This window comes from Comamonas resistens (assembly GCF_030064165.1).
Taxonomy (GTDB): Bacteria; Pseudomonadota; Gammaproteobacteria; order Burkholderiales; family Burkholderiaceae_C; genus Comamonas; species Comamonas resistens.
Map to the genome: position 1 here is coordinate 3,964,058 of NZ_CP125947.1, position 24,582 is coordinate 3,988,639.

The following is a 24,582-nucleotide window of genomic DNA, read 5'->3' on the forward strand; positions in this document are numbered from 1 at the left end:
CGTGCCTTTGCAATCACAAATCAGGCCATTCAATATGTCAAAAAAAATACCTGAAACCAGTGATTGAACAGACAGCGCATCGAGTACATGCTTCCATGCCATTCTTCGCCGTAAAACTCAATCATTAGGGAGCCAAAAATGAAATTCAAAAACCATCTTCTTATCTCAACCCTCATGGGTGCTTTCATTTCAGGATGTGGAGGCGGTGGTGGGGGATCTGCAGACAACAGCCCACCGCCCGAGCCCAAAGACCCATTGACCGCCTACAAGAATCAGAAAATCAACTGGGGAAGCTGCGATGCATATTTTTCAAAATATTCAGATTCCGATGGAAAAAAATACATTACCAAACTTGGTGACCGGCTGCAGTGCGCAGATATCGATGCACCATTGAATTACAGCAAGCCTGATGATTTAAGAGTAAAAATTTCAATGATGCAGGTTCGCGCTGCGGAAAGTTCCGACAAAAAACCTCATTTATTTTTCAACCCTGGTGGCCCTGGAGGGGATGGATTTACAGATTCACTAGAATTTTCTTTAGCACTTTCCATTGGGAACCCCCAAAAACCCATTGGTTCAATGTACAGAGAAATCAGTGAAAATTTTAACTTCATCGGATTCTCCCCCAGAGGCGTAGGTGCCAGCACCAATATTTCATGCGCAGGCAATCAGCTTGTTTACCCCACTGACGACACAGCAGCTGGTGGGAATTCTGAAAATATCAAGAGAATTACTGAAATAGCCAAATACACTGCCATCAATTGTCAGAAAAATCCTGTTTCCGACTATATCAACACTGATGCCACTGCCCGAGATATGGATTTGATGCGTCACTTGCTGGGTGACAAAAAAATGCATTATTACGGTACATCTTATGGCACATGGCTTGGTTTCTGGTATGCGGGTATTTTCCCCGATCAAGTTGGCCCCATGGTTCTGGATAGCAATATGAATTTCAGCCAAAGCATTCACCAAGCAGGAATCAGCTACGAGCAGGGAAGAAATCACACCTTTAATAATTTTATTGTGCCTTATGCAGCCAGGCACAATGATGCCTTTGAGCTAGGTAGCAGCAGACAGGAAATCGTTGAAAATCTAGCCAATTTTCACCCAATCACCAAAAAGATATTAGTACAAATTCAATTCAGAGCAGAGCCATACAATATTGCACTAGCACTCGCAACAACAAAGCTGCTAAAAGTAAGTAGTGATGGCTTGAAAAATAATCTAGACCTAGATTCAATATCAAAAAATATGCAAAACATGGTCATAGAAACCGGAGATGAAGAAGTTGATAACCAAAAATCAAGTCTCATAAAAAACATAGTTTCAGAAATAAACAGCCTTCAAAATCCTGATTATTGGTATACACCCAGGCCCTTCCCTGTGAGTGACTACGTATTCGATACAGTCGTATGCAACGATGAAGCCATTTCCAATAAAGACCCCGTATTTTGGATCGACACGGGGTTTGAGCTGGCCCGTGCTTTGCCCATTGGGCGCAACCGTATCGCAGGCCAACCCTGCCTTTACTGGAAGCGCAATGCGGCATTCACCAAGCCCGCCATGAATGACTTAAAAGCAGCCAAGCTAATGATGGTTCAGAGCCAATATGACGTACCCACGCCTTTGAGCGGAGCCATGGAAACCTTCAATCAGTTGCCCGCAACCAGCATGGTGTATGTCAAAAACGAAGGCAGCCACGGCCTGCAATTCTATGGAACCGAGTGTGTGGATCTGACCGTCATGCGCTACCTGCTGGGCCAGGCACCTGTCAATCGCATGACCACCTGCGAAGGCAAGCCGATGACCCTGGACAAGCCGGCAACCGGTGCAGCCAAAACTACCGCAGGCCAGAGCAAAGCCAGCCCTCGGACGGACGACTCAGACGAGGAAGCCTCTAATTTCGAGGACCCCGAACTGGCACGCAGACTGATTGAGCGCCTGCGCGGAGCAAACAGTGCTGCATCTCACTGAGACATAAGCCTCATCCTGGCTCAGGATCACTTCAAAGGCTGCAGACCCAGGTTCGCAGCCTTTTTCATGCCAATCCATCCCACGGGAATCTACATTCAAAAAAGTCACTGCCGGCTGAAGCTTTGCTCGAAACCGCGAAACGCGGCGACGCCCGGGTCATGGGCCAGCCTTGCCGTCCCCCCTTCCGGCGACCTGCTGGGCACGGGCACGCTGTCCGGCCCCACGGAGGCCGAAGCCGGTGCGCTGCTGGAAATCACTGAAGGCGACAAAAAGCCGCTGACCCTGCCCAATGGCGGAAGCAGCACCGTCCTGCTCGACGGCGATGCCGTGGTTTTTACCGGCTGGTGCGAGAAGCCCGGCGCAGCCTGCATAGGCTTTGGCGAATGCCGCGCCACCGTGCTCCCCGCACGCCAGGCCAGATCGGCGCATCGCAACCCGCCTGCCGGCAGCCGGCCGGTTTTTCTATGCCGTATCTGCCGGTTTGATGCGGGCTTGCGGCAAGTAACGTCATGACACAATGGCCGCCATGCCAGTCGCTTCGGACACCTCCACGCCCGCCCCCAAAACCGCTGCTGCTCCACGCCAGGAACCGTCGCTGCACGCGACCGGCCGCAGCCCTCTGCCCGCCTCGATTGCCGGTGCTTTTGCGGCGGCTCAGTACTCGCTGCAGCACAGCCTGGATCAGGCGCCCGAGTCGGAGGACACCGGCCTTCTTCCCCAGCTCTATGCCAGCCGCATAGGCCCGCGTGCCCAAGCCTATTACCTGGCCCAGTTCAAGCGCTTCGATGCACTGGACCGCAGCCTGCCCAGCTGGAATATGGCCGCCGCCTTTTTCACCCTGGCCTGGTGCTGCCTGCGCGGCCTGTGGACAGAAGCGGCCAAATACCTGGCCGCCATTACCGCCGTGGCGCTGCTCTGGTGGTTTGGTCTGCGCCCCGCTTTGCCTGCCGCCATGGCGCTGGGCGCGGGCGTGGCGCTGTGGCTGGCCGCCCTGGCCGTGCCTGGGCTGCTGGGCAATGGCTGGTACTGGCGCAAGGTGCGCCAGCAAACCCTGCAAGCCATCAGCGCTGCGCCCAACATGGCCGAGGTTCACACCCGCTTGCAGGCGCAAGCAGCCCCCACGCAGCAAAAGCTGGCCGCACTGCTGGTGCTGGCCCTGCCGCTGGCTGCTGCGGCTGGCGCAGGTCTGGCTCTGCTGCCCGCAAGGCAGACCGAGCCGGCGATGATTTCCGAGCCAGTCGCCCCCATCGACATGGCAAAAATCCAGTCCACCACACCCGCAGCCAAGCCTGCTGCCGAGCCCGTGCCCCAAGCGGCCGCCGCACAGACAGTGCCTGCCACGCCAGAACCTGCCCCGACAGTCGCTGCACCACCCGCATCCGAACCGGCAGCTCCGACAGCCATGCCTGCCCATGCCGAAACCGCTGCAGCAAGCCAGCCTGCCAGCGATCTGCAGCCCGGCAAGTTCTATCTGAACCTCGGTGCCTTCTCGAATCAGACGGAGGCCAAGCAGGCCCTGTCCCTGCTCGAAAAAGCGCGGCTGCCGGTGCTGAGCCAGACCCTGTCCAGCAACAAAGGCGAAGTCACCCGCCTGCGCAGCGGCCCCTTCGACAGCCGCAAACGCGCGGAAAAAGCCGCGCGCAAGCTCAAGACCGCAGGCCTGGAACCCGGACTGTTTCAAGCCGAGGAGAACAAGAGCGCTCCTTAAACAGAAGCAGCTTGCGCATGCTGCATGGAGATCTCAACAATAAGATGGCTTAAATCACCATAAATACCAGCGCTGTCAGCTACAAATCCCATAGCGCGTTGCAGCTGTTTGCACTTTGCATGCTCACCTTGAAAACAAGCCCCTGGAGACCCGCTATCGTGTGCCACATGACAAGACTCAAAACCCCACGTTTTCAGCTCTGCTGCGGTGCAGCAGCCCTGGTTTTGCTGGCCGCTGGTTGCGCCAGCAATGATGCGGCTGTCCGCCCCGGTACGCCCGCCACGGCCGGTGGCAGCCTGATCACAGGCAGTCCGGCAAGCTCAGTTGCGCCTGCCACTCCTGTGCCGCCGCACCAGTTGCAGGTCTGCAATGCCAAGCCAGTGCAGCTCTACATAGGCCACAACACCATGCCTTCCACGCTGGAGATGATCCGCAAAAAGGCCGGCGCCTACAGCGTGCGCGTGCTGGGCGAGAACCAGCCCACCACCATGGAGTTCGACCAGGAGCGCCTGAACGTCATTGCCAACGAGGCGGGCAAGATTACCGCTCTGCGCTGCGGCTGACATCGGCCATGCACCCAAAACCGGCGCTCTCCGTGCCAGAGAGGCCGAGCAAGGGCCGCCCCGCCGCGAAGGCATTGTCCCCCTTCAAGGGGGAAGCGGTGGGGCCGCCTAGGCAAAGCCGCTCAGGGGGTGCTCAGGAATATCTCCTGCAGATCGCTGAGAAAGTCAAAGCCGCGCTCGGTGGGCACCACGCGGCCCAGGTCGCGGGTGATCAGGCCCTTGCTCTGGGCCTCATCCAGCCCCTTGGCAATCGCCGACATGGGCAAGCCCGTACGCTCTATGAACTCCTGCAGCGCAAAGCCGCCGCGCAGGCGCAGCGCATTGAGCATGTATTCGAAAGGCAGTTCGGCGCGCTTGATTTCGTTGTCCTGGGCCAGCGGCGTGCCAGCCAGCGCCATGTCCATATAGCGGGCCGGATCCCGAAAGCGCACCTGGCGCACGATGCGGTGGGCAAAGCTCAGCTTGCTGTGCGCACCCGCGCCAATGCCCAGGTAGTCGCCAAACTGCCAGTAGTTGCTGTTGTGAAAGCACTGATGGCCTTCCCTGGCATAGGCCGATACCTCATAACGCTGCATGCCCACCTTCTGGGTGCTGGCGGTGATCAGGTCCAGCATCTCGTAAGCCGTATCGTCCTCGGGCACCACGGGTGGATACTTGGCGAAATAGGTGTTGGGCTCGATGGTCAGGTGATAGATCGACAGATGTGGCGGCGCAAATGACAGCGCCGTATCCACGTCGCGCTGCAGGTCCAGCAGAGTCTGACCGGGCAGCGCGTACATCAGGTCGATGTTGAAGGTCTCGAAATTGTCGGCCGCCTCACGGACCGCCGCCTTTGCCTGAGCGGCATCGTGCACGCGGCCCACGGCCTGCAGATAGCGGTCATCAAAGCTCTGCACGCCAATGGACAGGCGATTGACACCGGCCGCACGAAAGGCCTTGAAGCGGTCTTTCTCGAAAGTGCCGGGGTTGGCCTCCATGGTGATTTCGCAGTCCGGCTCCATGCGCAGACGCGCGCGCAGGCCGGCAATCAGCTTGTCTATGGCTTGCGGCGAAAACAGGCTGGGCGTGCCACCACCCATGAATACGCTGTGCACCGTGCGCCCCCAGATCAGCGGCAGCGCGCTTTCCAGATCGGCCATCAGCGCATCGATGTAACGGTCTTCCGGCAAGGCCTCTGCCTTGCTCCAGCCATGCGAATTGAAATCGCAATACGGGCATTTCTTGAGGCACCAGGGCAGGTGAACATACAGGGACAGCGGCGGCAGGCTGCCCAGCTGCAGCGTACCGGGACGCATATAGTGCTGAATATCGCGCTGCACCGCAGCTTCGGCCGTCTCGGATTGAGGCTGAATGGGGATCATGGGAGGATGTACTTTTCTCTAGCTCGGCAAAAACCGATGTTGCCAAAACTAGCACGGCCCCAGGTCGGAGATACCCAAGGGCCGCCCCGCAGCGAGGGCATTGTCCCTTCCATAGCGCGCGGCGCGTAGAGAAAGGGGGCGCCCGGCAAGGGGAAGGCGCGGGGCCGCCTAGGCAAAGCGCCTCAGGGGGCTACAGCCATCGCTCTTTCACCATCTCGATCATGGCGCGCGAAGAACGACCGCGATGGCTGTGCGCATGCTTGAGCTCGGGCGTCATCTCTGCAAAGGTCATGCCCAGTTCAGGAATCAGCAGCACCGGATCAAAGCCGAAGCCATTGCTGCCACGGCGCTCGGTGGTCAGCAAGGCCTGCACACGGCCCACGGCGATCAGCGGCTCGGGGTCCTTGGGCGAGCGCACGCCCACCAGAGTGCTGACCATGGCGGCACGGCGATTCTCCACGCCCTGCATCTGCTCCAGCAAGGCGCGCACATTGTTGTCGTCGCTTTTTTCGTAGCCAAACTGCGTGCAGTAGTAAGCGGTATCCACACCGGGCAGGCCGCCAAAGTGGTCCACGCACATGCCAGCGTCGTCCGCGATGGCGGGCAGTCCCGTCTTCTCTGCCGCAAAGCGCGCCTTGGACAAGGCATTTTCCACAAACGTGCCATAGGGCTCGGGCGCTTCGCCCTCGAACAGATCACCCTGGCGAATCAGCTCCACACCCAGAGGAGCGAACATGGCTTGCAGCTCTAGGAGCTTGCCGCGGTTGTTGGAGGCCAACACAATTTTCATAATAAAACCACGCAAGCGCTTTTGGCACCTGCGTCATACGCTATGGATTCAGTAGTAAACAAACATACAGGCTGCCAAGCAACCTGAGCTGGGCCTGCGAAAGGCTCAGAGGCGTGTCTTTTGCCGCTCTGCAGAGCGGCGTATCGCTTCGTTGATCTCGGCAATCGACCGCTCGATGGCCTCATCATCCAGTTCATCCTCGCATGCTTCGAGCGGCCCCATCTGTATCGTGGATTCAAAACCCTGGTCGGCAATCTCCTGCGTGGAGATGGATGAGGGCTCGAAGACATTGGGCGTCTCCCACTCCAGCGCCAGCACAGTCACGTTGTCGCTGCCGTCGCCCGCGCGGCGCAGCGCCGTATCGACAAGCTGCGGCACCAGTTGCGCAACAGGCTTGCCACGCATGATGTGCAGCAGCTCCGCATTGGGCACACTGCTCCACAGGCCATCCGAGCACAGCAGAATCTGGTCGCCCTGCTCCAGACGCTTGGCTTCGCTCACGTCATAGATGGGCTTGGAGGGTGAGCCCAGGCAGGTAAACAGCACATTGCGATTGGACTGCGTGACCAGACCCGAAACCTTGCGCATTTCGCTGTAGGAATGGTCGCGCGTACGCTCCATCATCTGGCCGTCGCGCACCCAGTACAGGCGGGAATCCCCGCAATGTGCCCAATAGGCATGGCCGTCCTGCACCACGGCTGCCACCAGTGTGGTGCGCGGTGTATCTATCATGCCTTTGATGCTGGCATAGCGCAGGATCTGCCGATGCGCCTGCAGCAAAGCCTCTTCCAGAAAAGCGCGAGGATCCTCCAGCGTGGGCTTGGCCATCTTCTGGAAATGCACGGACACCACCTGCAGCGCGATCTGAGCGGCAATCTCCCCGTCGGGATGCCCGCCCATGCCGTCAGCCAGCACAAACAGCGCGGATTCGCGCGTGTAGCAGTAACCCATGCGATCTTCATTGAGCGCACGCCCCCCGCGACGGCTCAACTGGAATACGGAAAATTTCATAGTTTGCGTTTGCTGCTGTCAGGCACTGCGCCTCTTTCCGAACCACCGAATTTCTGCAGATTCTTCTTGGCGTCATGCACCATGGAGTCAAACTGCATGCGCATGCGCTCCTGCACCTTGAGCTTGGTGTAGCGCCGCTCTCCCTCGCGGCTGAGCTCTTTTTGCAGGGCAAACACAGACTGCGGGCGCGACAGCGGGTCCATGGCCATGCACCACTCGACCACCTCGATCAGATTGTCCGAATACACGCCGCGCAATTTGCCCAGCGCCACCGACAGGCGGTCTTTTTCCTGGCGCTGCGGCGCCTCGTTGGGCGGCACACCCTGCATGCAGGCATAGATACAGGCGCCGATGGCGTAGATATCGGTCCAGGGGCCCAGCTGCGAATCACGCCTGTACATCTCGGGCGCGGCAAAGCCGGGCGTGTACATGGGCCGGATGAAGTTGCCTTCCTTGGACAGCACTTCGCGGGCCGCACCGAAATCGATCAGCACGGCCTTGTCGTCATTGGTGATGAAGATGTTGGCGGGCTTGATATCGAGGTGCAGCATCTTGTGCTGGTGCACGATGCGCAGGCCGCGCAGCACCTCGTCGAACAGCGAGCGAATGGTCGATTCGCGGAACACCTTGTCGGCCTTGAGCTCGCGCGCCGTGACGATGAACTCCTGCAGGGTCGCCCCCTCCAGATAGTTCATGACCATGTAGACGGTCTCGTTTTCGCGGAAGAAATTCAGCACGCTCACCACGGAGGCGTGCGAAATCTGGGCCAGCGAACGGCCTTCCTCGAAAAAGCTCTTGAGCCCCAGGCGATAGAGGGACAGTTTTTCCGGCACAACCGCGGGCTGCAGCTCGTTGGGCGCACGGGTGGCTAGCGAGGCCGGAAGGTATTCCTTGATTGCCACCTGCTTGCCCTCGGAGTCCAAGGCCAAGTAGACAATTCCGAACCCCCCCGAAGAAATCCTGCGAACCACCCGGTATCCGCCTATCGTGCTGCCAGGCGGCAAGGGCGCGGGCTTGATTTTTGTAGACATTTTTTACCGGTAAACCTCAAGGATGATTCGAAACCCGGATAATCGGGAAATTGCAAGCATCCATCAAAAGTCCAATGCCAGTTTACAGCATGACCGGATACGCCAGTGCCCAGCACAGCGCATCCGTTGAGGGTGGTCAAGAGCCTCAATCCAGCAGCCGTCTGGGCCTTGAGATCCGCGCGGTCAACAGCCGCTTTCTGGATCTGTCCTTCCGCCTTCCCGACGAACTGCGTGCCCTTGAACCGGCCCTGCGTACCTTGCTCACCGCGCGCCTCAAGCGCGGCAAGGTGGAAGTGCGTGCCGCCATTGACGTCACCGACAACCAATCCCTGCCCACACCGTCCGCGCCCCAGTTGCAACGGCTGGTGAGCCTGCAGGACTCCATCCAGGCCTGGCTGCCCAAGGCTCGCGAGCTTTCCGTGGCCGATGTGCTGCGCCTGTGCAATGGCACCAGCGCCAGCAGCACGGACTGGAGCGAGATCGTCCCGCCCCTGGCCGAACAGGCCGTCACCGATCTGCTGGCCGCCCGTGCCCGTGAAGGCGAGCGCCTTTCGGCCATGCTGCTGGACCGCATCCAGCAGCTGCGCGAGCTGGCCAAGACTGCCACACCGCTGGTGCCCCAGCTTGTTGAGCAGCAGCGCCTGAAATTCCTGGAGCGCTGGAAGGAAGCCATGGCTCTGGGTGAAGGTTCGGTCGCCCCGGAAGCGGCGCAGGACCGCGCCCTGGCCGAAGCCACGGCTTTCGCCATCCGCATCGACGTCGCAGAAGAAGTGACCCGCCTGGGCTCGCACCTCGACGAGATCGAGCGCCTGCTGAAGAAAGGCGGCGACATCGGCAAGCGCCTGGACTTCCTGATTCAGGAACTGCACCGCGAAGCCAACACGCTGGGCTCCAAATCTGCCACGCTGGAGCTGACCCGCATCAGCGTCGACATGAAGGTACTGATCGAGCAGATGCGCGAACAGGTGCAGAACATCGAGTAAGCCAACCCTGGGCGCAATCCCCTCTTGCGCTCAGATCCATGCCCCAATTCATGCCCCAAGTCATGGACCATCCCGGAAATCTATTTGTCGTGTCGGCGCCCAGTGGCGCTGGCAAATCCTCTCTGGTGCGCGCGCTGCGTGAGTTCGACGCACGCGTCTACCCCTCCGTCTCCCACACCACGCGCGCGCCGCGTGGCCAGGAAAAGCATGGCCGCGAGTACTACTTCGTCTCGGACGCCGAATTCGACGCCATGGTCGCCAACAGCGGCTTTGTCGAATGGGCCAATGTGCACAGCCGCCGCTACGGCACGGCCAAGAAATCCCTGGAAGAGCGCATCAAGAGCGGCACCGATGTGCTGCTCGAAATCGACTACCAGGGCGCTCTGCAGGTCAAGCAGGCCTTTCCCAACGCGGTTCTGATCTTCATCCTGCCCCCCAGCTGGGATGAGCTGCGCGCGCGCCTGGAAAACCGCGGCGAAGATGCACCGGAAGTGATCGAACTGCGTCTGAAAAACGCGGCTGAGGAAATGGCGCAAGTCGCGAAATTCGACTTCGTTATAATCAATGAATTGTTTGAGAGTGCGCTTTTCGATCTGAAAGCGATCATTCATGCGCAACGTCTCAAATATGCGGCCCAGCGGCGCCTTCGCGCCGACACCTTCGAGTCGCTCAACATCCCTGAATCCAACTGACCGTTCCCGGAGTTCCTGATGGCACGCATTACCGTTGAAGATTGCCTGGAGCAAATCCCCAATCGCTTCCAGCTCGTTTTGGCCGCTACTTACCGCGCCCGTATGCTCAACCAGGGTCACACACCCAAGATTGAGACCAAGAACAAGGCCGGCGTCACCGCTTTGCGCGAAATCGCAGATTCCAAGGTGGGCCTGGAAATGCTGAAGAAGGTGCCCGGCTAAGCTGTTGCATCGCAGCACCAAAACGCACAATTAAGCACCGCGAGTCGGTGCTTTTTTGTTGCCATTAACTTGCACTAACGACTTGCAGGCTACATTTAGGGCATATGACAGCGGCCCAGAACTCGACGATTGCTTCCCCAACCCCGGCACCGGCCAAGCCTCAGCGCATGTCTGCTGAGCAGGCAGGCAGCGTGTCTGCGGCTGCATTTGCGGGTTTGATGGAGCATCTCGGCTATCTCGATGCCGACAGCCAGGAACGGGTTCGCCAAGCTTATATCTATGCCGATCATGCCCATTCCGATCAGTGGCGCAGCAGCGGTGACCCTTACATCACCCATCCCATTGCCGTAACCGGCATCTGTGCCAACTGGAAGCTGGATGCGCCAGCCCTGATGGCCGCCCTGCTGCACGACTCCATGGAGGACTGCGGCATCACCAAGGCCGATCTGGAAGAACGCTTTGGTCAGGACGTGGCCGAGCTGGTCGACGGACTGACCAAACTGGACAAGCTGCAGTTCAATACCCGCGAGGAAAGCCAGGCCGAGTCCTTCCGCAAGATGCTGCTGGCCATGGCGCGCGATGTGCGCGTCATTCTCATCAAGCTGGCCGACCGTACCCACAATATGCGCACCATGAGCGACATGCCGCGCAGCAAGTGGGGACGCATCTCGTCCGAGACACTGGAAATCTATGCGCCCATTGCCCACCGCCTGGGTCTGAACCAGACCTATCGCGAGCTGCAGGACCTGTCGTTCAAGCATCTGCACCCCTGGCGCTATGCCACGTTGGAAAAGGCCATCGGCCGCTCGCGCACACGCCGCCGCGATCTGGTGCAGCGCGTGCAGGATGAAGTCAACGCCGAATTCACCAAGCAGGGCCTGCCTGCCCGCCTGCTGGGGCGTGAGAGCACTCTGTATTCGCTGTATCTGCGCATGCAGAAGAACCAGCTGAGCTTTGCCAAGGTCACGGACATTTACGGCTTTCGCATCATGGTTCCCAAGGTGCTGGACTGCTATACGGCCCTGGGTGTGCTGCATCAGAAGTACAAGCCCATGCCGGGCCGCTTCAAGGATTACATCGCCATAGCCAAGAGCAATGGCTACCAGTCGCTGCATACCACGCTGGTCGGTCCGTCCAGCGTCAGCATCGAGTTCCAGATCCGCACGGAAGAGATGAACATCGTGGCCGAGGCAGGCGTGGCAGCCCACTGGCTGTACAAGGCCCAGCAAGGCCATGACTCCGAGCACCTGTCCACCCAGTGGCTGCAATCGCTGCTCGACATCCAGAACGAAACCCGCGATGCCGCCGAGTTCTGGGACCATGTCAAGGTGGATCTCTTCCCCGACGCGGTCTATGTGTTCACACCCAAGAGCGAGATCATGGCCATGCCGCGCGGTGCCACCGTGGTGGACTTTGCCTATGCCATCCACAGCAAGATCGGCAACCGCACCACGGCCGCCAAGATTAACGACGAAGAAGTGCCGCTGCGCACCGAGCTCAAGAGCGGCGATGTGGTGCAGATCATCACCTCCGAGTCTTCCACACCGAACCCCGCCTGGCTGAGCTTTGTCAAGACGGGCCGGGCACGCTCCAAGATTCGCTCCTTCCTCAAGAACGCTGCACAGAGCGAAGCAGGACAGCTGGGCGAAACCCTGCTGGCCCAGGCACTGCGCGCCGAGGGCATCGATGCCATTCCGCCCCAGGACGATGCCAACAAGCCCGTCTGGGAAGAGATTCTGCGCACCACCGGCAACCGTGCGCCGGCCGATCTCATGGTCGATATCGGCATGGGGCGCCGCATTGCATCTCTGGTCGCCGCCCGCATGACCACCTTCATGGCCCGGCAAGGCGTGCGCCCCGATGCACTGCTGATCACGCAGGAGCGCTTCAACACCGACAACCGGCCCTTCCAGGGCGCAGTCACGCTCAATGGCGACGAGAGCAGTTCGGTCCATTACTCGCACTGCTGCCGCCCCGTGCCTGGTGACCCGATTCTGGGCTACCTCGGCGGCCAGGGCCTGGTCGTGCACCATGCCCAATGCCACAACGCCATCAAGCTGCGCGAAAAAGACGCGGACCGCTTCATCACCGTGGACTGGGCCGATGACATTACCCGCGTCTTCGAGGCGGGCATCGTGGTCACCGTGCAGAACAACAAGGGCGTTCTGGCCCGCGTGGCTGCCGAACTGGCCAATGCCGAGGCGGACATCGTGCGCGTCGAGATGACCGACGAGGTTGCCGTGGGAACCACGGACCTGCGCTTTGTGATCTCGGTGCACAACAATGTGCAGCTGGAAAATGCGCTGCGCAATCTGCGACGCCTGCATTCCGTGGTGCGCGCGGGCCGCGTCATCGCCTGAAGCATTGGCACCCGGCTGTAATTTGTTGCAAGCTGCCGGCTTCTTCCCACAGGCTGGCACTCTCTGAGGCCCCGCAGGCAAGCGACAATGTCGCATGCCCTACACCGCCTATTTCCAGCCACGTTCCCTGCTTGCCACAGCCTGCGTGGCTGCGGTAGCTCTGGCCGGCTGCGCAAGCCGCCCCGAAGCGCCAGCCACCCCAGCCGTCACCACAGCGCCTGCACCAGCCGTACCCGCCACTGCCAGCGTCGCCGAGCCGGCCGCTCCGCCAGCAGCCGAGGACAGCCGCTCACGCCTCAATGCCCAGGAGTTCGAGCGCTGGAAGCAGGCCTTCACCGCCAAGGCGGCTGACGCGGGCATCAGTGCTGCCACATTGCGCAATATCGCCAATGCGCGCTTGCGCCCCAATATTGTGAATTTCGACCGGGCCCAGCCCGAGTTCACGCGTACGCCCTGGCAGTATCTGGACAGCGCCGTCTCGCCGCTGCGCATCAAGAACGGCAAGGCCAAGATGCAGGAAGCAGCACCGGCATTGCAACCCGCAGCCAAGCGCTACGGCGTGCCGGCCTCGGTGATCGCCGCCATCTGGGGCATGGAAAGCAATTACGGCAGCAACTTCGGCAATTTCTCGACCATCGACGCCTTTGCCACGCTGGCGTTCGAAGGCCGCCGTGCCGCCTGGGCCGAGAAAGAGCTGATTGCGGCGCTACGCATCATCGACAACGGCGATATCGATGCCGCACATATGGTGGGCTCCTGGGCCGGCGCCATGGGCCACACGCAGTTTCTGCCCTCGGTGTTTCTGCAGTACGCCGTCGATGCCGATGGCGACGGGCGCCGCGACATCTGGGGCTCCATGGCGGATGTGGCAGCCTCCACCGCCAACTATGTCTCAAGCTCGGGCTGGAACAGCAGCGAGCCCTGGGCGGTGGAAGTGCGGCTGCCCGCCGGCTTTGACTATGCGCGTACTGAACTGTCGCAGCGCCAGAACAGCAGCGCCTGGGCCAGCGAAGGCGTGCAGGCCATCAACGGCCAGCCTTTGCCCGCCATGGCCGGCGCCAGCATCATCGCTCCCGCCGGTGCACGCGGCCCGGCCTTCATGGTGGGCAGCAACTTCCGCGCCATCCTGCGCTACAACAACTCCACCAACTACGCCCTGGGTGTGGGCCTGCTGTCGCAGCAACTGGCTGGCGGCAGCGGGGTGATGGCGGACTGGCCGCGCGATCTGGCAGCGCTGTCGCGCGATCAGACCCGTGCCTTGCAGGAAGCGCTGAACCAGCGCGGCTTCTCCGCCGGCACGGCCGATGGAGTCATGGGTCCAGCCACCCGCGCGGGCCTGCGCCAATATCAGCAAAGCCAGGGCCTGGTCGCCGATGGCTACCCCACGGTGGAGTTGTTGCAGCGGTTGCAGGGCGGCGTCTAAGCTATCAATCAGAGAGCAGCTTGCGCTTTACCTGCCTCGGACTCCAGAAAAACAAACCTGGAATTCATGAATAGCAAGCGCAGGCAGCTCTCAAAATAAAAGCGCGACTACCTTGGTGATCGCGCTTTTTTGATGTCTTTGTGCTGCACCCACAGACGAGCTTGCCCTTCGCTCCTAGTCCTTGTCCGCAGGAGCCGGGTAGCTGACCTCCAGAATTTCCAGCATGCGCACACCCGCCGGTGTGGGCAAGGCCACCTCGTCACCCACGCGAGACTTGAGCAGCGCACGCGAGACTGGCGCAATCCAGCTGACCTGGTTCTGCGCACTATCGGCCTCGTCAATGCCCATGATGGTGATGCTGCGCTCCACGCCCTCATCGTCCACATAGCTCACGGTAGCGCCGAAAAACACCTGATCGCTGCCCGCATGCACGGCAGGGTCGACCACCTCGGCAATCTCCAGTCGCTTGGTCAGAAAGCGGATACGACGGTCGATCTCGCGCAGCCGCTTCTTGCCATACAGATAGTCGCCGTTTTCCGAGCGGTCGCCATTGCTGGCCGCCCAATGCACGATCTCCACGATCTTGGGACGCTCGTTGTCGATCAGCTCCAGCAGCTCATCTTTCAGGCGCTGGTAGCCTTGGGGCGTGATGTAGTTCTTGCCGCCGGCTGGCAGCGGCGGCAGAGCGCCGATTTCATCATCGTCGTCGCCATCGGATTCTTTGGTGAAAGCCTTGCTCATAGGCCGCCTATCTTCACACAGATCGCGGCAGCGCAAAGACTGTGCACGCGAAGCCCGGAAACGAAAAAGCCTCAGAACCTTGCGATTCTGAGGCTTGTCGTTTGGTGCGGCTGGCAGGAATCGAACCCACGACCCCTTGGTTCGTAGCCAAGTACTCTATCCAGCTGAGCTACAGCCGCTAAAGCACCGAGTATATCCGAATTTCCAGCAGCGCTCGGGAAAACCCGAGCCATTTTCCGATTTCCGAGCCAATCTCAGAACTGCGGCATGGCGCGCTCTATCAGTTCATCCAATGGAGCAGAGGCATCCAGCGTGCCAAAGGCCATGCCGTGTGCGCCACCCAGGCGCGAATGACAAAACGCAGCGGCCACAAAGTCCGGAGCGCCCTGCAGCAGCAAAGCCGCCTGCAAGGCCAGCGCCATGCGCTCGACAATATACCGGCTGCGCAGCTCCAGCCCTGCGACATCGCCCAGAGCCTGATCCAGCCATTGCGTCTCCCGGTCCAGTGCCGGGCTCTGGCCATGCACGCGATACAGCTCCGCAAACAGCGCATCGCGCACCTCGGGCTCGCGGCGCAGCGCACGCAGCACATCCAGGCATTGCACATTGCCGCTGCCCTCCCAGATCGAGTTCAGCGGCGCCTGCCGGTACAGGCGGGGCAATATATTCTCTTCGACATAACCGATACCGCCCAGGCACTCCTGTGCCTCGTTGACGAACACCGGCGCACGCTTGCAGATCCAGTATTTGCCCACGGCGGTGACCAGACGCGCCAGCGCCGTTTCATGCTCATCGTGGGGCGCGCGATCGACGGCGCGTGCAATGCGCATGGCCAGCGTGGTCGCGGCTTCACTCTCCAGCGCCAGGTCCGCCAGCACATTGCGCATCAGCGGCTGCTCCAGCAGGGGCTTGCCGAACACGCTGCGCTGGCGTGTGTGATGAAGCACCTGTACCAAGGCCTGGCGCATGCCGGCGGCCGAGCCCACCGCGCAATCGAGCCGGGTCAGAGCCACCATCTCCAGAATCGTTGCCACACCGCGGCCTTCATCACCGATCAGCCAGGCACTGGCGCCCTGAAATTCGACTTCGGACGAGGCATTGCTCCAGTCACCGAGCTTGTCCTTGAGCCTCTGGATACGCACGGCATTGAGGCTGCCGTCGGCCAGGATGCGGGGCAGCAAAAAGCAGCTGAGCCCGGTTTCGGTCTGGGCCAGCACCAGATGCGCATCGCACATGGGCGCCGAGAAGAAGAATTTGTGGCCCACGATCTCATAGCTGCCATCGGCCTGGGCAATCGCCCGCGTGGTGTTGGCACGTACATCGGTGCCGCCCTGCTTTTCCGTCATGCCCATGCCAATGGTGCAGGCACTCTTGCTTTGCACCGGCACGCTTCTGGAGTCGTATTCCGTGCCCAGAACCTTGGGCAGCCAGATTTGAGTCAGCACAGGATTGCGCCTAAGCACCGGCACGGCCGCATGGGTCATGGTCAAGGGACAGCCCGTGCCAGCCTCTGCCTGGCCCGACAGATAGGCAAGGGCTGCACGCACCACATGCGCGCCTTCCTTGTCAGCGTGATTCCAGGAAAAGCTCTGCACCTGCGCCGCCATGCTGTGGCGCATCAGCTCGTGATAGGCAGGATGGAACTCCACCGAATCAATGCGTCTGCCGTACCGGTCAAAGCTGTGCAGCACGGGCTTGTGCGCATTGGCCAGTTCGCCCTGCTCCATCAGCGGCCCGCCGCATATATCGCCATGCCAGCTTAAGTGCTCCGCTGCCCAGCTTCCGCCCTCACGCTGCACGCATTCCTGGAACACCTGATCGCTGCTCCATAAATTGCAGGCAGGCACGGGCTGCGGCTGGTTGAGAACTTCATGCGTCAGAAAATCGGCTTTGACAGACATTTCGCAGCTTCCCCATGAAATGAGTGAACAAGAACTCGGCACCTGTGCAGCATGGCATGAATGCAGCCCCAGGTTTGTCACCATCTTGCCATCACCGATTTGGCCATCTGTTTTGATAGCAGCTTGCGCTTTATCCATAAGCGCTGAGCTGAATCTGACTGAAAAATACAAGCCGAGCTTGAGACTGGTGGCAGGCGAGCTTGCGAAACGCACGGACAAACGAAAAAGCCTCAGAACTTTTCAGTTCTGAGGCTTGACGTTTGGTGCGGCTGGCAGGAATCGAACCCACGACCCCTTGGTTCGTAGCCAAGTACTCTATCCAGCTGAGCTACAGCCGCGAAGACTGAAATTATATATCAAATATTCGGTGCTCTGCACAAACCGCAGCACGCAGTATCTCAACGTAAAAGCGGGCCCGTATCAAAGAAAACCACATTGAGCCGATGCCTGCTCTGACCTATATTGGACCTTTGCTGAAGACCCTGGCTCATCCCATGTTCCCGTGCGCAATGTGCCAAAGTCCGGAGCCAGGTGCACTGGCATGCACCAAGAGTGAGTTCACAACAATAAATGACGACCGATTCCCTTGCCACCTCTTCCCGCACACCGCCCTCGGAGGCGATGTGGGAGCAATTGTTTCTCCGCAGTGCGAGGCCCTCCCTCAGTCTGCAAGGCCAGATCCGGGAGATGCTGGTTGACGCCATCCTGAGCGGGGTACTGGCGCCTGGCGATGCCATTCCATCCAGCCGCGAACTGGCGCGCCATCTGCGTGTCGGCCGCATCACCGTGGTCATGGCATACCAGCAGTTGAGCGAAGAGGCTTTTTTGCTGAGCCGGGAACGCAAGGGGCATTTCATCCACCCCGATGTGCTGCAAGGCCGCACGGTGACGGCCTCGCGCTCCTCGGCCAAGGCCGAAGATTCCGCTGATGAGTCTCATACAGACTGGTCCCGACGCCTTTGGCTGCGCCCCAGCCTACAGCGCAGCATCGTCAAGGAAGACGACTGGCAGCGCTTTCCCTTTCCGTTTCTCTACGGTCAGTTCGACAAGGACCTGTTTCCCACAGCCGCGTGGCGCGACTGCTGCCTCAAGGCTCTGGGCGTCGTGGATATCCGCATGTGGGCTCCCGATCACATCAACCGCGATGACGAAAGCCTGGTTCAGCAGGTCCAGACCAAGATCCTGCCGCGGCGCGGAGTCTGGGCATCGCCCGACGAAATCATCATCACGGTCGGCGCCCAGCATGCCCTGTATATGGTGGCCGACCTGCTGATGCGTGAAGGCGTCGCCATAGGCATCGAAGACCCTTGCTACCCCGATGCGCGCAATATCTTCAGCAGCCGGACTTCCCAGGTAATTCCCATCGCTGTCGATGACGAAGGTCTGCCCATCACGCAAAGCATGCAGAGGCTGGAGTATCTGTACGTCACCCCCAGCCACCAATGCCCTACCGGCGTCACCATGCCCCTGGAAAGGCGCGAGGCCCTGCTGGAAACTGCCAAAAAGCATGACCTCATCATCATCGAGGATGACTACGAAAGCGAAAGCAGCTTCGATGAGCAGCCCATCCCTGCACTGAAGAGCCTGGATCGCAGCAACCGCGTCATCTACATCGGCAGCCTCTCCAAAAGCATGGCGCCGGGACTGCGCGTGGGCTATATCGTGGCTCCGCCCGAACTCATTGAAGAGCTGCGGGCGCTGCGCCGCCTGATGATCCGCCACCCTTCGACCTTCATACAGCGAACCTTGGCCATGTTCATCTCTCAGGGCCACTATGAGGCGCAGCTGCGCCGGCTTGGACAGGCGCAGAAAGAGCGGCATGCCGAACTGGCCTCGGCCATGGCGCGATACATGCCCGAATGCCGTATCACGCCAGTACGCGGCGGCGGCTCATGCTGGGTGCAACTGCCTGATCATGTTTCCGCGCAGGCGCTGGCGCGCCAGGCCGCTCAAAACGGTGTACTCATCGAGCCCGGTGACGTTTTTTTCACGGCCCCCGGCAAAGCAGGAAACTACATTCGCCTGGGCTATCAGTCCATTCCAGCCAACCAGATCGGCCAAGGCATCAAGGCCCTCGCAGACGCCATGCACCGCCTGTAGAAACAAAAAAGCTCCGGACTTTCATCCGGAGCTTTTTTTATCTTTCTCAGCTCTTGCTCAGTTTGGGGGGGGAGAACTCCTCCAGCAATCCTTCGGGCATGACCCCGCGTCTCAGAAACTGGCGTATGCGATATGCAATCAGCAGGATGCAGAGGCTGGCCACGCCCAGCGCCAGCGGTGTGCGTTGCTCGGGGATGAACCCCATGGCAATCACGATGGACACCATGCCGACAATGGCAAGCCAGGTCAGGTAAGGGAAGCACCACATGCGTACCTTGAGCATATGGGGCGCCTCACGTTCCATGCGCAAGCGCAGACGCAGCTGGGATATGGCAATCAGGATGTAGACAAAGATGGCAACCGTCCCATAGGAGTTCACCAAAAAGGCGAACACCTTGTCCGGCGACAGATAGGACATGACGATGGCGCCATAGCCAAACAGCGTCGCAAACAAAATGGCATAGACGGGCACACCATTGCGGCTGACACGCGCCAGCACCTTGGGTGCATCGCCTCGGCGAGTCAGTGCAAACAGCATGCGCGACGAGGCATAGAGGCCGGAGTTCAGGGCCGACAACACAGCCGTCAACACCACGGCATTCATGATCTGGGCCGCTGCCGGTACACCCATGGCGTCCAGCGCGCTCACATAAGGTGTGGCCATCGCTGTCGAGTTCCAGGGCACCAGGCAGGCTACCAGCAACACCGACCCGACATAGAACACCAGCACACGCAGGATGACCGAGCTTGTCGCCTTGGCCACGGCCTTTTGCGGCTCTGCCGTCTCTGCTGCAGCAATGGTCACGATCTCGGCACCAAAGTAAAAGCCGGTTGCGGCCACCGCCCCCGTCAGCACCGGAACAATGCCGTTGGGCATGAAGCCGCCATTCTGGGTCAGGTTGGCAATATGCATGCCGCCGCTGGAGGGTGTCAGCCCCAGCACATACACGCCGGCAATGAACAGGAACACCACAATGGCAGCGACCTTGATCGATGCAAGCCAGAACTCGCATTCACCAAATGACTTTACCGAGACGAGGTTGGTCAACGTCATCAGGACCAGCAGTACCAGGCTGATGCTCCATGCCGGCACGTCGGGCAGCCAGTAGCGCACAAGCTCCGCACCGGCCACGGCTTCCAGGGCCACGACAATGACCCAGAAATACCAGTACATCCAGCCTGTCAGAAAGCCCGCAAGCTGCCCCACAGCGGGCTTGTCACGCCAGGCCTCGCGTGCATATTCATAGAACGAGCCTCCGGTGACGGAGCAGGCCATTTCACCGAGCATGCGCATCACCAGCACCACCAGCAAGCCGGTGATCAGAAATGAGATGACAGCGGCGGGGCCTGCAGAATTGATCACCACGCCACTGCCCACAAAAAGCCCTGCCCCGATGACGCCCCCCAGGGCAATCATGGTCATGTGCCGCTGTTTGAGCGTATGCGCAAGCCCTTCCGGCGCGGAATGCGGATTTCCAATCATTTTTGTCTCCTGTTTCACTGGCCTGCGAGGGCCAGCCGTCACGGCTTTATCTGTGTGCTCTTGTCCTGCGGCTCATGCCGGCCGCTGCCGTGATCATTCAGTTGTCTTGCTTGAAAACATCTACCAATTCGGGCACCCACGGCGTTCCGATAGACGAGATGCCGTGGATGAAAAATGCCTGCGTATCAGGCAGCAACAGCCACAGGTGGGCGATCTTTTCTGTATGCGTTCTTGACGGCAATCTTGCCGTCGCGGAACGTGAAGACATCCACCATGCGGGCTTCAACCCGCAGGCCGTCGGCCTTGGTACCTTTGAACGTGCATTCCGAGATGCCGCGCGAGCCCTGCACAAAGTGCTCTCCATCCAGCCAGGCCGCATCGGGAAAAGCTTGCCAGGCCATCTGAAAACCCTCGCGGACGGCTTCGCGACCGATGAAACTGCGCCCCATCAGATCGGGGCCCGCCACGGCATGAAACTCGCACTCATCGGCCATGAAACTCATCAGGGCCTCTATGTCATGCCGGTTCCAGGCTTCGGAAAAGCGGGCCAGAAATTGGGCGTCAGGTTGAATTTGGGTATCACTCATGATGTTTCCAGATAGTGGTGAGGCATTGACCGGCCGCATGCAATGAATGCGACTGCCGTTGATCGAAGTGCTTGCTGATTTCGATGGTTCATCGTAGATAGCCGCGTTCTGGATTCGTAGAACCAGCGGGAGGCTATCGTTAGGTCCAAGGCTGAAAGAAAAAGGCCTCCCAGTCATGACCTGGGAAGCCCTATGCAACGGCACAAGAATCTTTAAAAACCTTTGATAACAAAGGATTTTTTCCTTCTTGACTGCACTCACCCAGAGAGACAAAACAGAAATCATGTCGCCTGGTGGTTTAGGTAAAAACGATAGGTCTCTCAACCCCGGCAGCGACCGCATTCACCCACGAGGAAGGGCCGCGAGCGCCACACCGTTGATCTGGAGCCACCAGGAGCAGGTGCGCTCTCGCTCTCTGGCTCCATCGAAACCTTCAGCGTGGCCCTAACGAGCGTCCTACAGGGCTGGATATGCTGTCCTCCATCACCCGGCAACAAGACTTGGCAGGCATTTGCACTGCATTCAAATCGCCGGCCAGCTTTCTTTTCCATAGCAATAAGGCAAGGCTTCAAGAAAAGCTTGCCAGGAGACAAACGCCATGAAAGCAGAGGACATTCGCCCCAGCCATCTGAGCTCCTACGATCCTCAATACGATCCTCTGGTAGCGCCCAACCCCGGTCATGGCGCGGGCTATGCGCCCACCTACTGGGTTGGCACCGCCGGTCGCCCGCCAGACGATGACGGCCCTGTTTGCGGTGACATGGAAGCCGATGTGGTCATCGTGGGCTCTGGCTTCACAGGCCTTTCCACCGCTCTGTTTCTGGCTCGCGAACACGGCATTCGCGCAGTGGTGCTCGAAGCCAATCAGACCGCCTGGGGCTGCACCAGCCGCAACGGTGGCCAGGGGCAGAATGCCAGCGGCCGTCTCTATCGCTCGCAATGGATAGAGCGCTGGGGCAAGGACGTAGCCCTGAAACTGGATGCAGAAATCCGCGAAGGCTTCGACACCTTCAAGAAGCTGGTGTCCGAGTTTCCCGAATGCGAGCCACAGCCCGGAGGGCATCTTTACATCGCCCACCGCGACCGCAAGATGGAGTTTCTGCGCAATGAGACCCGCGTCATGCGCGATGTTTTCGGCTATGACGCCAGAGTCCTCAGCATCGATGAAGTCAAGCGCAACTATGTCGACGATGCCGACTGCCGCGGCGCCATGCACGAACCCGACGGCATCGGTGTTCACCCACTCAAACTGGCGTTCGGCTACTTGCGCAAGGCCCGGGAACTGGGCGTCAAAGTACATCCCGCCAGCCCCGTCATCGGCATGGAAACGCGCAATGGCATGCACTATCTCAAGACGCCCGGAGGTATCGTCAAGGCACGCGCCGTAGGCTTTGCCACCGGGGGTTACACCAGCAACCAACTGCACCCCCAGTTGCGCTCCAAGATCATGCCGATTCTTTCGAACTCTTTGGTCACCAGACCACTGACCGAGGAAGAGCTGGACGCGACCAACTTCAAGACCACGCAGGTCATCACCGACACCCGTACCCTGCGCTTTTACTACCGCAAGCTTCCCGACAACCGCGTGCAGATCGGCAGTCGCAGCTCCATCACGGGCGCGGATGCGCCCAACCCTGTGCACATGGCCAAGCTGGTGGAAGGTCTGCATCACAAGTTCCCGGCGCTCAAGGGAATTCAGGTCGACTACTCATGGTGGGGCTGGGTCGATGTGAGCCACGACATGATGCCGCGCGTCACGCAACCAGACCCCAAGGAAAGCATCTTCTATGCCGTCGGCTACGGTGGCAACGGCGTGTCTTTCTCCGCCCATGCCGGTCGCCGCATGGCCCAGCGCATTGCAGGCCAGACTCTCAAGGAATTCGAGCTGCCCATCTACAACTCACAGCTTGAATATCCCAATGCGTTCAACATGGTGCGCTCCGAAGCATTTGCACCATTTCGTCGCATGGGTCAGCGCTTTCTCTACCACTGGTACCACTTCAATGACGAGAAGAACTGAGGCCTAGACCAGTCACGCCAGGCACTCGAAGAGCACCTCTCACACGAGGTGCTTTTTTTATGGCTTCACGCGTATCGCCCTCAGTGAATCGACTGTATTCAGGCATGCATTTTGCGGATGCATTCAAGTCGAGCCTCTTTCTCGCAAGCCCGTTTCATCAGGGAATTCAGCCCCATGCATACCGACTCAGTGAATACACCTAACCCACCGAACATCGGGAAAAGAAGAGCCTTACTCACATGCCACATCGACCTCCAAAGCCATGCCCACCAAGGCTTTGCCGTGCATCGCGTCCTGAGCTGGAACACACCGGGTGCACTGAGACAGATGGATTCGAAGGCGCTGGACCTAACGATTGCGCCTGGCTGGACCTACTGGATTGCCAAGGTTGCTCACTACGATCCGCTCAGAAAGCTGGTGCCATTTCCCGGAACAGCTTTCATGCGGATCGAGCCAGAAAAGGCGCTCTCGAACGCCACGTGAAATCGACGGCAATCAAGAAATTTCTGGACCCAATATTCACCCGACATCGTTCTTGAAAATGGAGAGATTGAAATGAGAATACAAAAGCGATCTGTGCTGAAAGCTGGCCTTGCGGCTGCGGCGCTGGCTTTGTCCGCCACCGGATTCGCCCAGCAGAAAACCGTCACCTTTGCCAATCAGGACATGCTGGTGCCCTTGCGCCTGGTCATGGAGTCTGGCGAGATCGAGAAGGAGACCGGCTACAAGATCAACTGGCGCATGTTCTCCGGCGGCGGCGATGTCATACGTGCAATGGCTTCCGGCGATGTGCAAATGGGAGAGGTCGGCTCCAGCCCGCTCACCGCTGCAGCCAGCCAGGGACAAGACCTCAAGCTCTTCTGGATCTCTGCAGATATCGCCAATGCCGAGGCCCTGGTAGCACGCGATGGCGGTGGCATCACCGGTTTCAAAAGTATGGAAGGCAAACGCATCGGTGTGCCTTTCGTCTCCACCGCGCACTACCAGCTGATTGCGGCGCTGGGAAAAGAAGGTGTTGATGCACGCAAGGTCAACGTCATGAATATGCGGCCACCCGAGATCGCCGCAGCCTGGGAACGCGGTGATATCGACGGAACTTTCGTATGGGACCCCGTCCTCGCCAAGGTCAAGCAAAAAGGCAAGGTGATCGCCACCTCGGGCAGCATTGCGCAAATGGGCTACCCCACATTCGAAGGCATTGCGGTCAATGCCAAGTTCGCCCAGGAGAACCCTGCATTCATGACGGCATTCGCCAAGGCCTTGAACCGCGCCAGCGCCCAGGTCCGCGACAACCTGGCCAGCTGGACTCCAGACTCACCCGAGATCAAAGCGATTGCCAAGTGGAGCAAAGCCGATCCCAAGGATGTGCCGGCAGCCATGGCGCTCTATCGCTTCCCCAGTGCTGAAGAGCAGCTCTCGGCACAGTGGCTGGAAGGTGGTGCAGCCAAGGCCATGTCCAACACGGCTGCGTTCCTGAAGTCGCAAGGACGCATCCAGGAAGCCAAGCCGGACTACACCGCGTTCGTGACCGATAGCTATGTGAAAAAAGCCGTGGCTCGCTAAGCACCCGCATCGACAGCGGCTTACCTACCGGTCCAGAAACCTGAACGGCAAACCACTGGACCTCGT

20 protein-coding genes, 2 tRNA genes and 1 pseudogene are annotated in these 24,582 nt (G+C 59.6%); 13 read left to right on the forward strand and 10 right to left on the reverse strand.

Features of this window, described 5'->3' with window-relative positions:
• Positions 1-138 precede the first annotated feature (138 nt).
• The 4 genes and pseudogenes from QMY55_RS18385 (at position 139) to QMY55_RS18400 (ending at position 4,248) form a co-directional block, all read left to right on the forward strand.
• A complete protein-coding gene (locus QMY55_RS18385; protein WP_283485591.1) occupies positions 139-1,977 on the forward strand; it encodes an alpha/beta fold hydrolase in 1,839 nt (612 codons plus the stop codon).
• A gap of 186 nt (positions 1,978-2,163) precedes the next feature.
• Positions 2,164-2,394 (forward strand): annotated as a pseudogene (locus tag QMY55_RS18390) (fumarylacetoacetase); the annotation flags it as partial.
• A gap of 109 nt (positions 2,395-2,503) precedes the next feature.
• Entirely contained in the window at positions 2,504-3,685 is a 1,182-nt protein-coding gene (locus QMY55_RS18395) for an SPOR domain-containing protein (protein WP_283485592.1), read from the forward strand.
• A 167-nt stretch (positions 3,686-3,852) separates the two neighbouring features.
• Positions 3,853-4,248, forward strand: a complete 396-nt coding sequence (locus QMY55_RS18400; RefSeq protein ID WP_283485593.1) for an I78 family peptidase inhibitor — start codon at positions 3,853-3,855, stop codon at positions 4,246-4,248.
• Between the two features lie 122 nt (positions 4,249-4,370).
• On the opposite strand, the gene hemW is transcribed toward QMY55_RS18400, so the two are convergent.
• The 4 genes from hemW to QMY55_RS18420 form a co-directional block, all read right to left on the reverse strand.
• A complete protein-coding gene (hemW, locus tag QMY55_RS18405; RefSeq protein WP_283485594.1) occupies positions 4,371-5,609 on the reverse strand; it encodes a radical SAM family heme chaperone HemW in 1,239 nt (412 codons plus the stop codon).
• 190 nt (positions 5,610-5,799) lie between these two features.
• The gene (locus QMY55_RS18410; RefSeq protein WP_283485595.1) at positions 5,800-6,399 is read right to left on the reverse strand and encodes a non-canonical purine NTP pyrophosphatase; all 600 of its coding nucleotides are present in this window, start codon (positions 6,397-6,399) and stop codon (positions 5,800-5,802) included.
• Between the two features lie 105 nt (positions 6,400-6,504).
• A complete protein-coding gene (locus QMY55_RS18415) occupies positions 6,505-7,410 on the reverse strand; it encodes a PP2C family protein-serine/threonine phosphatase (RefSeq protein WP_283485596.1) in 906 nt (301 codons plus the stop codon).
• Positions 7,407-8,441 carry a serine/threonine protein kinase gene (locus tag QMY55_RS18420; RefSeq protein ID WP_283485597.1) on the reverse strand — a complete coding sequence of 345 codons (1,035 nt, stop codon included), beginning with the start codon at positions 8,439-8,441 and terminating at the stop codon, positions 7,407-7,409. Before QMY55_RS18420 ends, QMY55_RS18415 begins: the two co-directional genes overlap by 4 nt.
• Before the next feature lie 89 nt (positions 8,442-8,530).
• Between QMY55_RS18420 and QMY55_RS18425 the strand changes: the two genes are divergently transcribed.
• From QMY55_RS18425 to QMY55_RS18445, 5 genes are all read left to right on the forward strand, one after another.
• On the forward strand, positions 8,531-9,424 hold the full coding sequence (locus tag QMY55_RS18425) for a YicC/YloC family endoribonuclease (RefSeq protein WP_283485598.1): 894 nt from the start codon (positions 8,531-8,533) through the stop codon (positions 9,422-9,424).
• 62 nt (positions 9,425-9,486) lie between these two features.
• Positions 9,487-10,116, forward strand: coding sequence for a guanylate kinase (gene gmk, locus QMY55_RS18430; RefSeq protein WP_283489010.1), 630 nt, complete (start codon positions 9,487-9,489; stop codon positions 10,114-10,116).
• 18 nt (positions 10,117-10,134) lie between these two features.
• Positions 10,135-10,338 (forward strand): DNA-directed RNA polymerase subunit omega, encoded by a 204-nt coding sequence (gene rpoZ / locus QMY55_RS18435; protein WP_283485599.1) that lies wholly within the window; start codon positions 10,135-10,137, stop codon positions 10,336-10,338.
• A gap of 104 nt (positions 10,339-10,442) precedes the next feature.
• Positions 10,443-12,698, forward strand: coding sequence for a RelA/SpoT family protein (locus QMY55_RS18440; RefSeq protein ID WP_283485600.1), 2,256 nt, complete (start codon positions 10,443-10,445; stop codon positions 12,696-12,698).
• Positions 12,699-12,792: 94 nt separating this feature from the next.
• Positions 12,793-14,121: a lytic murein transglycosylase gene (locus QMY55_RS18445; protein ID WP_283485601.1), complete on the forward strand. Its 1,329-nt coding sequence runs from the start codon at positions 12,793-12,795 to the stop codon at positions 14,119-14,121.
• A 174-nt stretch (positions 14,122-14,295) separates the two neighbouring features.
• On the opposite strand, the gene greB is transcribed toward QMY55_RS18445, so the two are convergent.
• The 4 genes from greB to QMY55_RS18465 all read right to left on the reverse strand — a co-directional run bounded on the left by greB (position 14,296) and on the right by QMY55_RS18465 (position 17,101).
• Positions 14,296-14,862 carry a transcription elongation factor GreB gene (gene greB, locus QMY55_RS18450; protein WP_283485602.1) on the reverse strand — a complete coding sequence of 189 codons (567 nt, stop codon included), beginning with the start codon at positions 14,860-14,862 and terminating at the stop codon, positions 14,296-14,298.
• A 102-nt stretch (positions 14,863-14,964) separates the two neighbouring features.
• Positions 14,965-15,041: transfer RNA gene (locus QMY55_RS18455), tRNA-Arg, on the reverse strand.
• A 75-nt stretch (positions 15,042-15,116) separates the two neighbouring features.
• A complete protein-coding gene (locus QMY55_RS18460) occupies positions 15,117-16,763 on the reverse strand; it encodes an isovaleryl-CoA dehydrogenase (RefSeq protein ID WP_283485603.1) in 1,647 nt (548 codons plus the stop codon).
• A gap of 261 nt (positions 16,764-17,024) precedes the next feature.
• Positions 17,025-17,101, reverse strand: a tRNA-Arg gene (locus QMY55_RS18465).
• Between the two features lie 232 nt (positions 17,102-17,333).
• Here QMY55_RS18465 and pdxR point away from each other — a divergent pair.
• A complete protein-coding gene (pdxR, locus tag QMY55_RS18470; RefSeq protein WP_407650537.1) occupies positions 17,334-18,863 on the forward strand; it encodes a MocR-like pyridoxine biosynthesis transcription factor PdxR in 1,530 nt (509 codons plus the stop codon).
• A 46-nt stretch (positions 18,864-18,909) separates the two neighbouring features.
• On the opposite strand, the gene QMY55_RS18475 is transcribed toward pdxR, so the two are convergent.
• Together QMY55_RS18475 and QMY55_RS18480 are read right to left on the reverse strand one after the other, a co-directional pair.
• Complete coding sequence (locus QMY55_RS18475) at positions 18,910-20,346, reverse strand: amino acid permease (RefSeq protein WP_283485604.1); 1,437 nt, start codon at positions 20,344-20,346, stop codon at positions 18,910-18,912.
• A gap of 185 nt (positions 20,347-20,531) precedes the next feature.
• A complete protein-coding gene (locus tag QMY55_RS18480; RefSeq protein WP_283485605.1) occupies positions 20,532-20,933 on the reverse strand; it encodes a nuclear transport factor 2 family protein in 402 nt (133 codons plus the stop codon).
• Between the two features lie 598 nt (positions 20,934-21,531).
• On the opposite strand from QMY55_RS18480, the gene QMY55_RS18485 reads away from it, so the two are divergent.
• The 3 genes from QMY55_RS18485 to tauA all read left to right on the forward strand — a co-directional run bounded on the left by QMY55_RS18485 (position 21,532) and on the right by tauA (position 24,516).
• Positions 21,532-22,953 carry an NAD(P)/FAD-dependent oxidoreductase gene (locus tag QMY55_RS18485; RefSeq protein WP_283485606.1) on the forward strand — a complete coding sequence of 474 codons (1,422 nt, stop codon included), beginning with the start codon at positions 21,532-21,534 and terminating at the stop codon, positions 22,951-22,953.
• 174 nt (positions 22,954-23,127) lie between these two features.
• A complete protein-coding gene (locus tag QMY55_RS18490) occupies positions 23,128-23,436 on the forward strand; it encodes a hypothetical protein (RefSeq protein WP_283485607.1) in 309 nt (102 codons plus the stop codon).
• A gap of 72 nt (positions 23,437-23,508) precedes the next feature.
• Positions 23,509-24,516: a taurine ABC transporter substrate-binding protein gene (gene tauA / locus QMY55_RS18495; RefSeq protein ID WP_283485608.1), complete on the forward strand. Its 1,008-nt coding sequence runs from the start codon at positions 23,509-23,511 to the stop codon at positions 24,514-24,516.
• The last annotated feature ends 66 nt before the right edge of the window (positions 24,517-24,582 follow it).

Excerpts from the sequence above, each read along its gene's own strand:
- hemW (WP_283485594.1), bottom strand. The coding sequence starts at position 5,609 with ATGATCCCCATTCAGCCTCAATCCGAGACGGCCGAAGCTGCGGTGCAG.
- QMY55_RS18485 (WP_283485606.1), top strand. The coding sequence starts at position 21,532 with ATGAAAGCAGAGGACATTCGCCCCAGCCATCTGAGCTCCTACGATCCT.
- tauA (WP_283485608.1), top strand. The coding sequence starts at position 23,509 with ATGAGAATACAAAAGCGATCTGTGCTGAAAGCTGGCCTTGCGGCTGCG.
- gmk (WP_283489010.1), top strand. The coding sequence starts at position 9,487 with ATGGACCATCCCGGAAATCTATTTGTCGTGTCGGCGCCCAGTGGCGCT.
- QMY55_RS18425 (WP_283485598.1), top strand. The coding sequence starts at position 8,531 with ATGACCGGATACGCCAGTGCCCAGCACAGCGCATCCGTTGAGGGTGGT.
- QMY55_RS18420 (WP_283485597.1), bottom strand. The coding sequence starts at position 8,441 with ATGTCTACAAAAATCAAGCCCGCGCCCTTGCCGCCTGGCAGCACGATA.
- QMY55_RS18480 (WP_283485605.1), bottom strand. The coding sequence starts at position 20,933 with ATGAGTGATACCCAAATTCAACCTGACGCCCAATTTCTGGCCCGCTTT.
- QMY55_RS18415 (WP_283485596.1), bottom strand. The coding sequence starts at position 7,410 with ATGAAATTTTCCGTATTCCAGTTGAGCCGTCGCGGGGGGCGTGCGCTC.
- QMY55_RS18395 (WP_283485592.1), top strand. The coding sequence starts at position 2,504 with ATGCCAGTCGCTTCGGACACCTCCACGCCCGCCCCCAAAACCGCTGCT.
- pdxR (WP_407650537.1), top strand. The coding sequence starts at position 17,334 with ATGACGACCGATTCCCTTGCCACCTCTTCCCGCACACCGCCCTCGGAG.
- QMY55_RS18410 (WP_283485595.1), bottom strand. The coding sequence starts at position 6,399 with ATGAAAATTGTGTTGGCCTCCAACAACCGCGGCAAGCTCCTAGAGCTG.
- QMY55_RS18400 (WP_283485593.1), top strand. The coding sequence starts at position 3,853 with ATGACAAGACTCAAAACCCCACGTTTTCAGCTCTGCTGCGGTGCAGCA.
- rpoZ (WP_283485599.1), top strand. The coding sequence starts at position 10,135 with ATGGCACGCATTACCGTTGAAGATTGCCTGGAGCAAATCCCCAATCGC.
- QMY55_RS18460 (WP_283485603.1), bottom strand. The coding sequence starts at position 16,763 with ATGTCTGTCAAAGCCGATTTTCTGACGCATGAAGTTCTCAACCAGCCG.
- QMY55_RS18440 (WP_283485600.1), top strand. The coding sequence starts at position 10,443 with ATGACAGCGGCCCAGAACTCGACGATTGCTTCCCCAACCCCGGCACCG.
- greB (WP_283485602.1), bottom strand. The coding sequence starts at position 14,862 with ATGAGCAAGGCTTTCACCAAAGAATCCGATGGCGACGACGATGATGAA.
- QMY55_RS18445 (WP_283485601.1), top strand. The coding sequence starts at position 12,793 with ATGCCCTACACCGCCTATTTCCAGCCACGTTCCCTGCTTGCCACAGCC.
- QMY55_RS18490 (WP_283485607.1), top strand. The coding sequence starts at position 23,128 with ATGCATACCGACTCAGTGAATACACCTAACCCACCGAACATCGGGAAA.
- QMY55_RS18475 (WP_283485604.1), bottom strand. The coding sequence starts at position 20,346 with ATGATTGGAAATCCGCATTCCGCGCCGGAAGGGCTTGCGCATACGCTC.
- QMY55_RS18385 (WP_283485591.1), top strand. The coding sequence starts at position 139 with ATGAAATTCAAAAACCATCTTCTTATCTCAACCCTCATGGGTGCTTTC.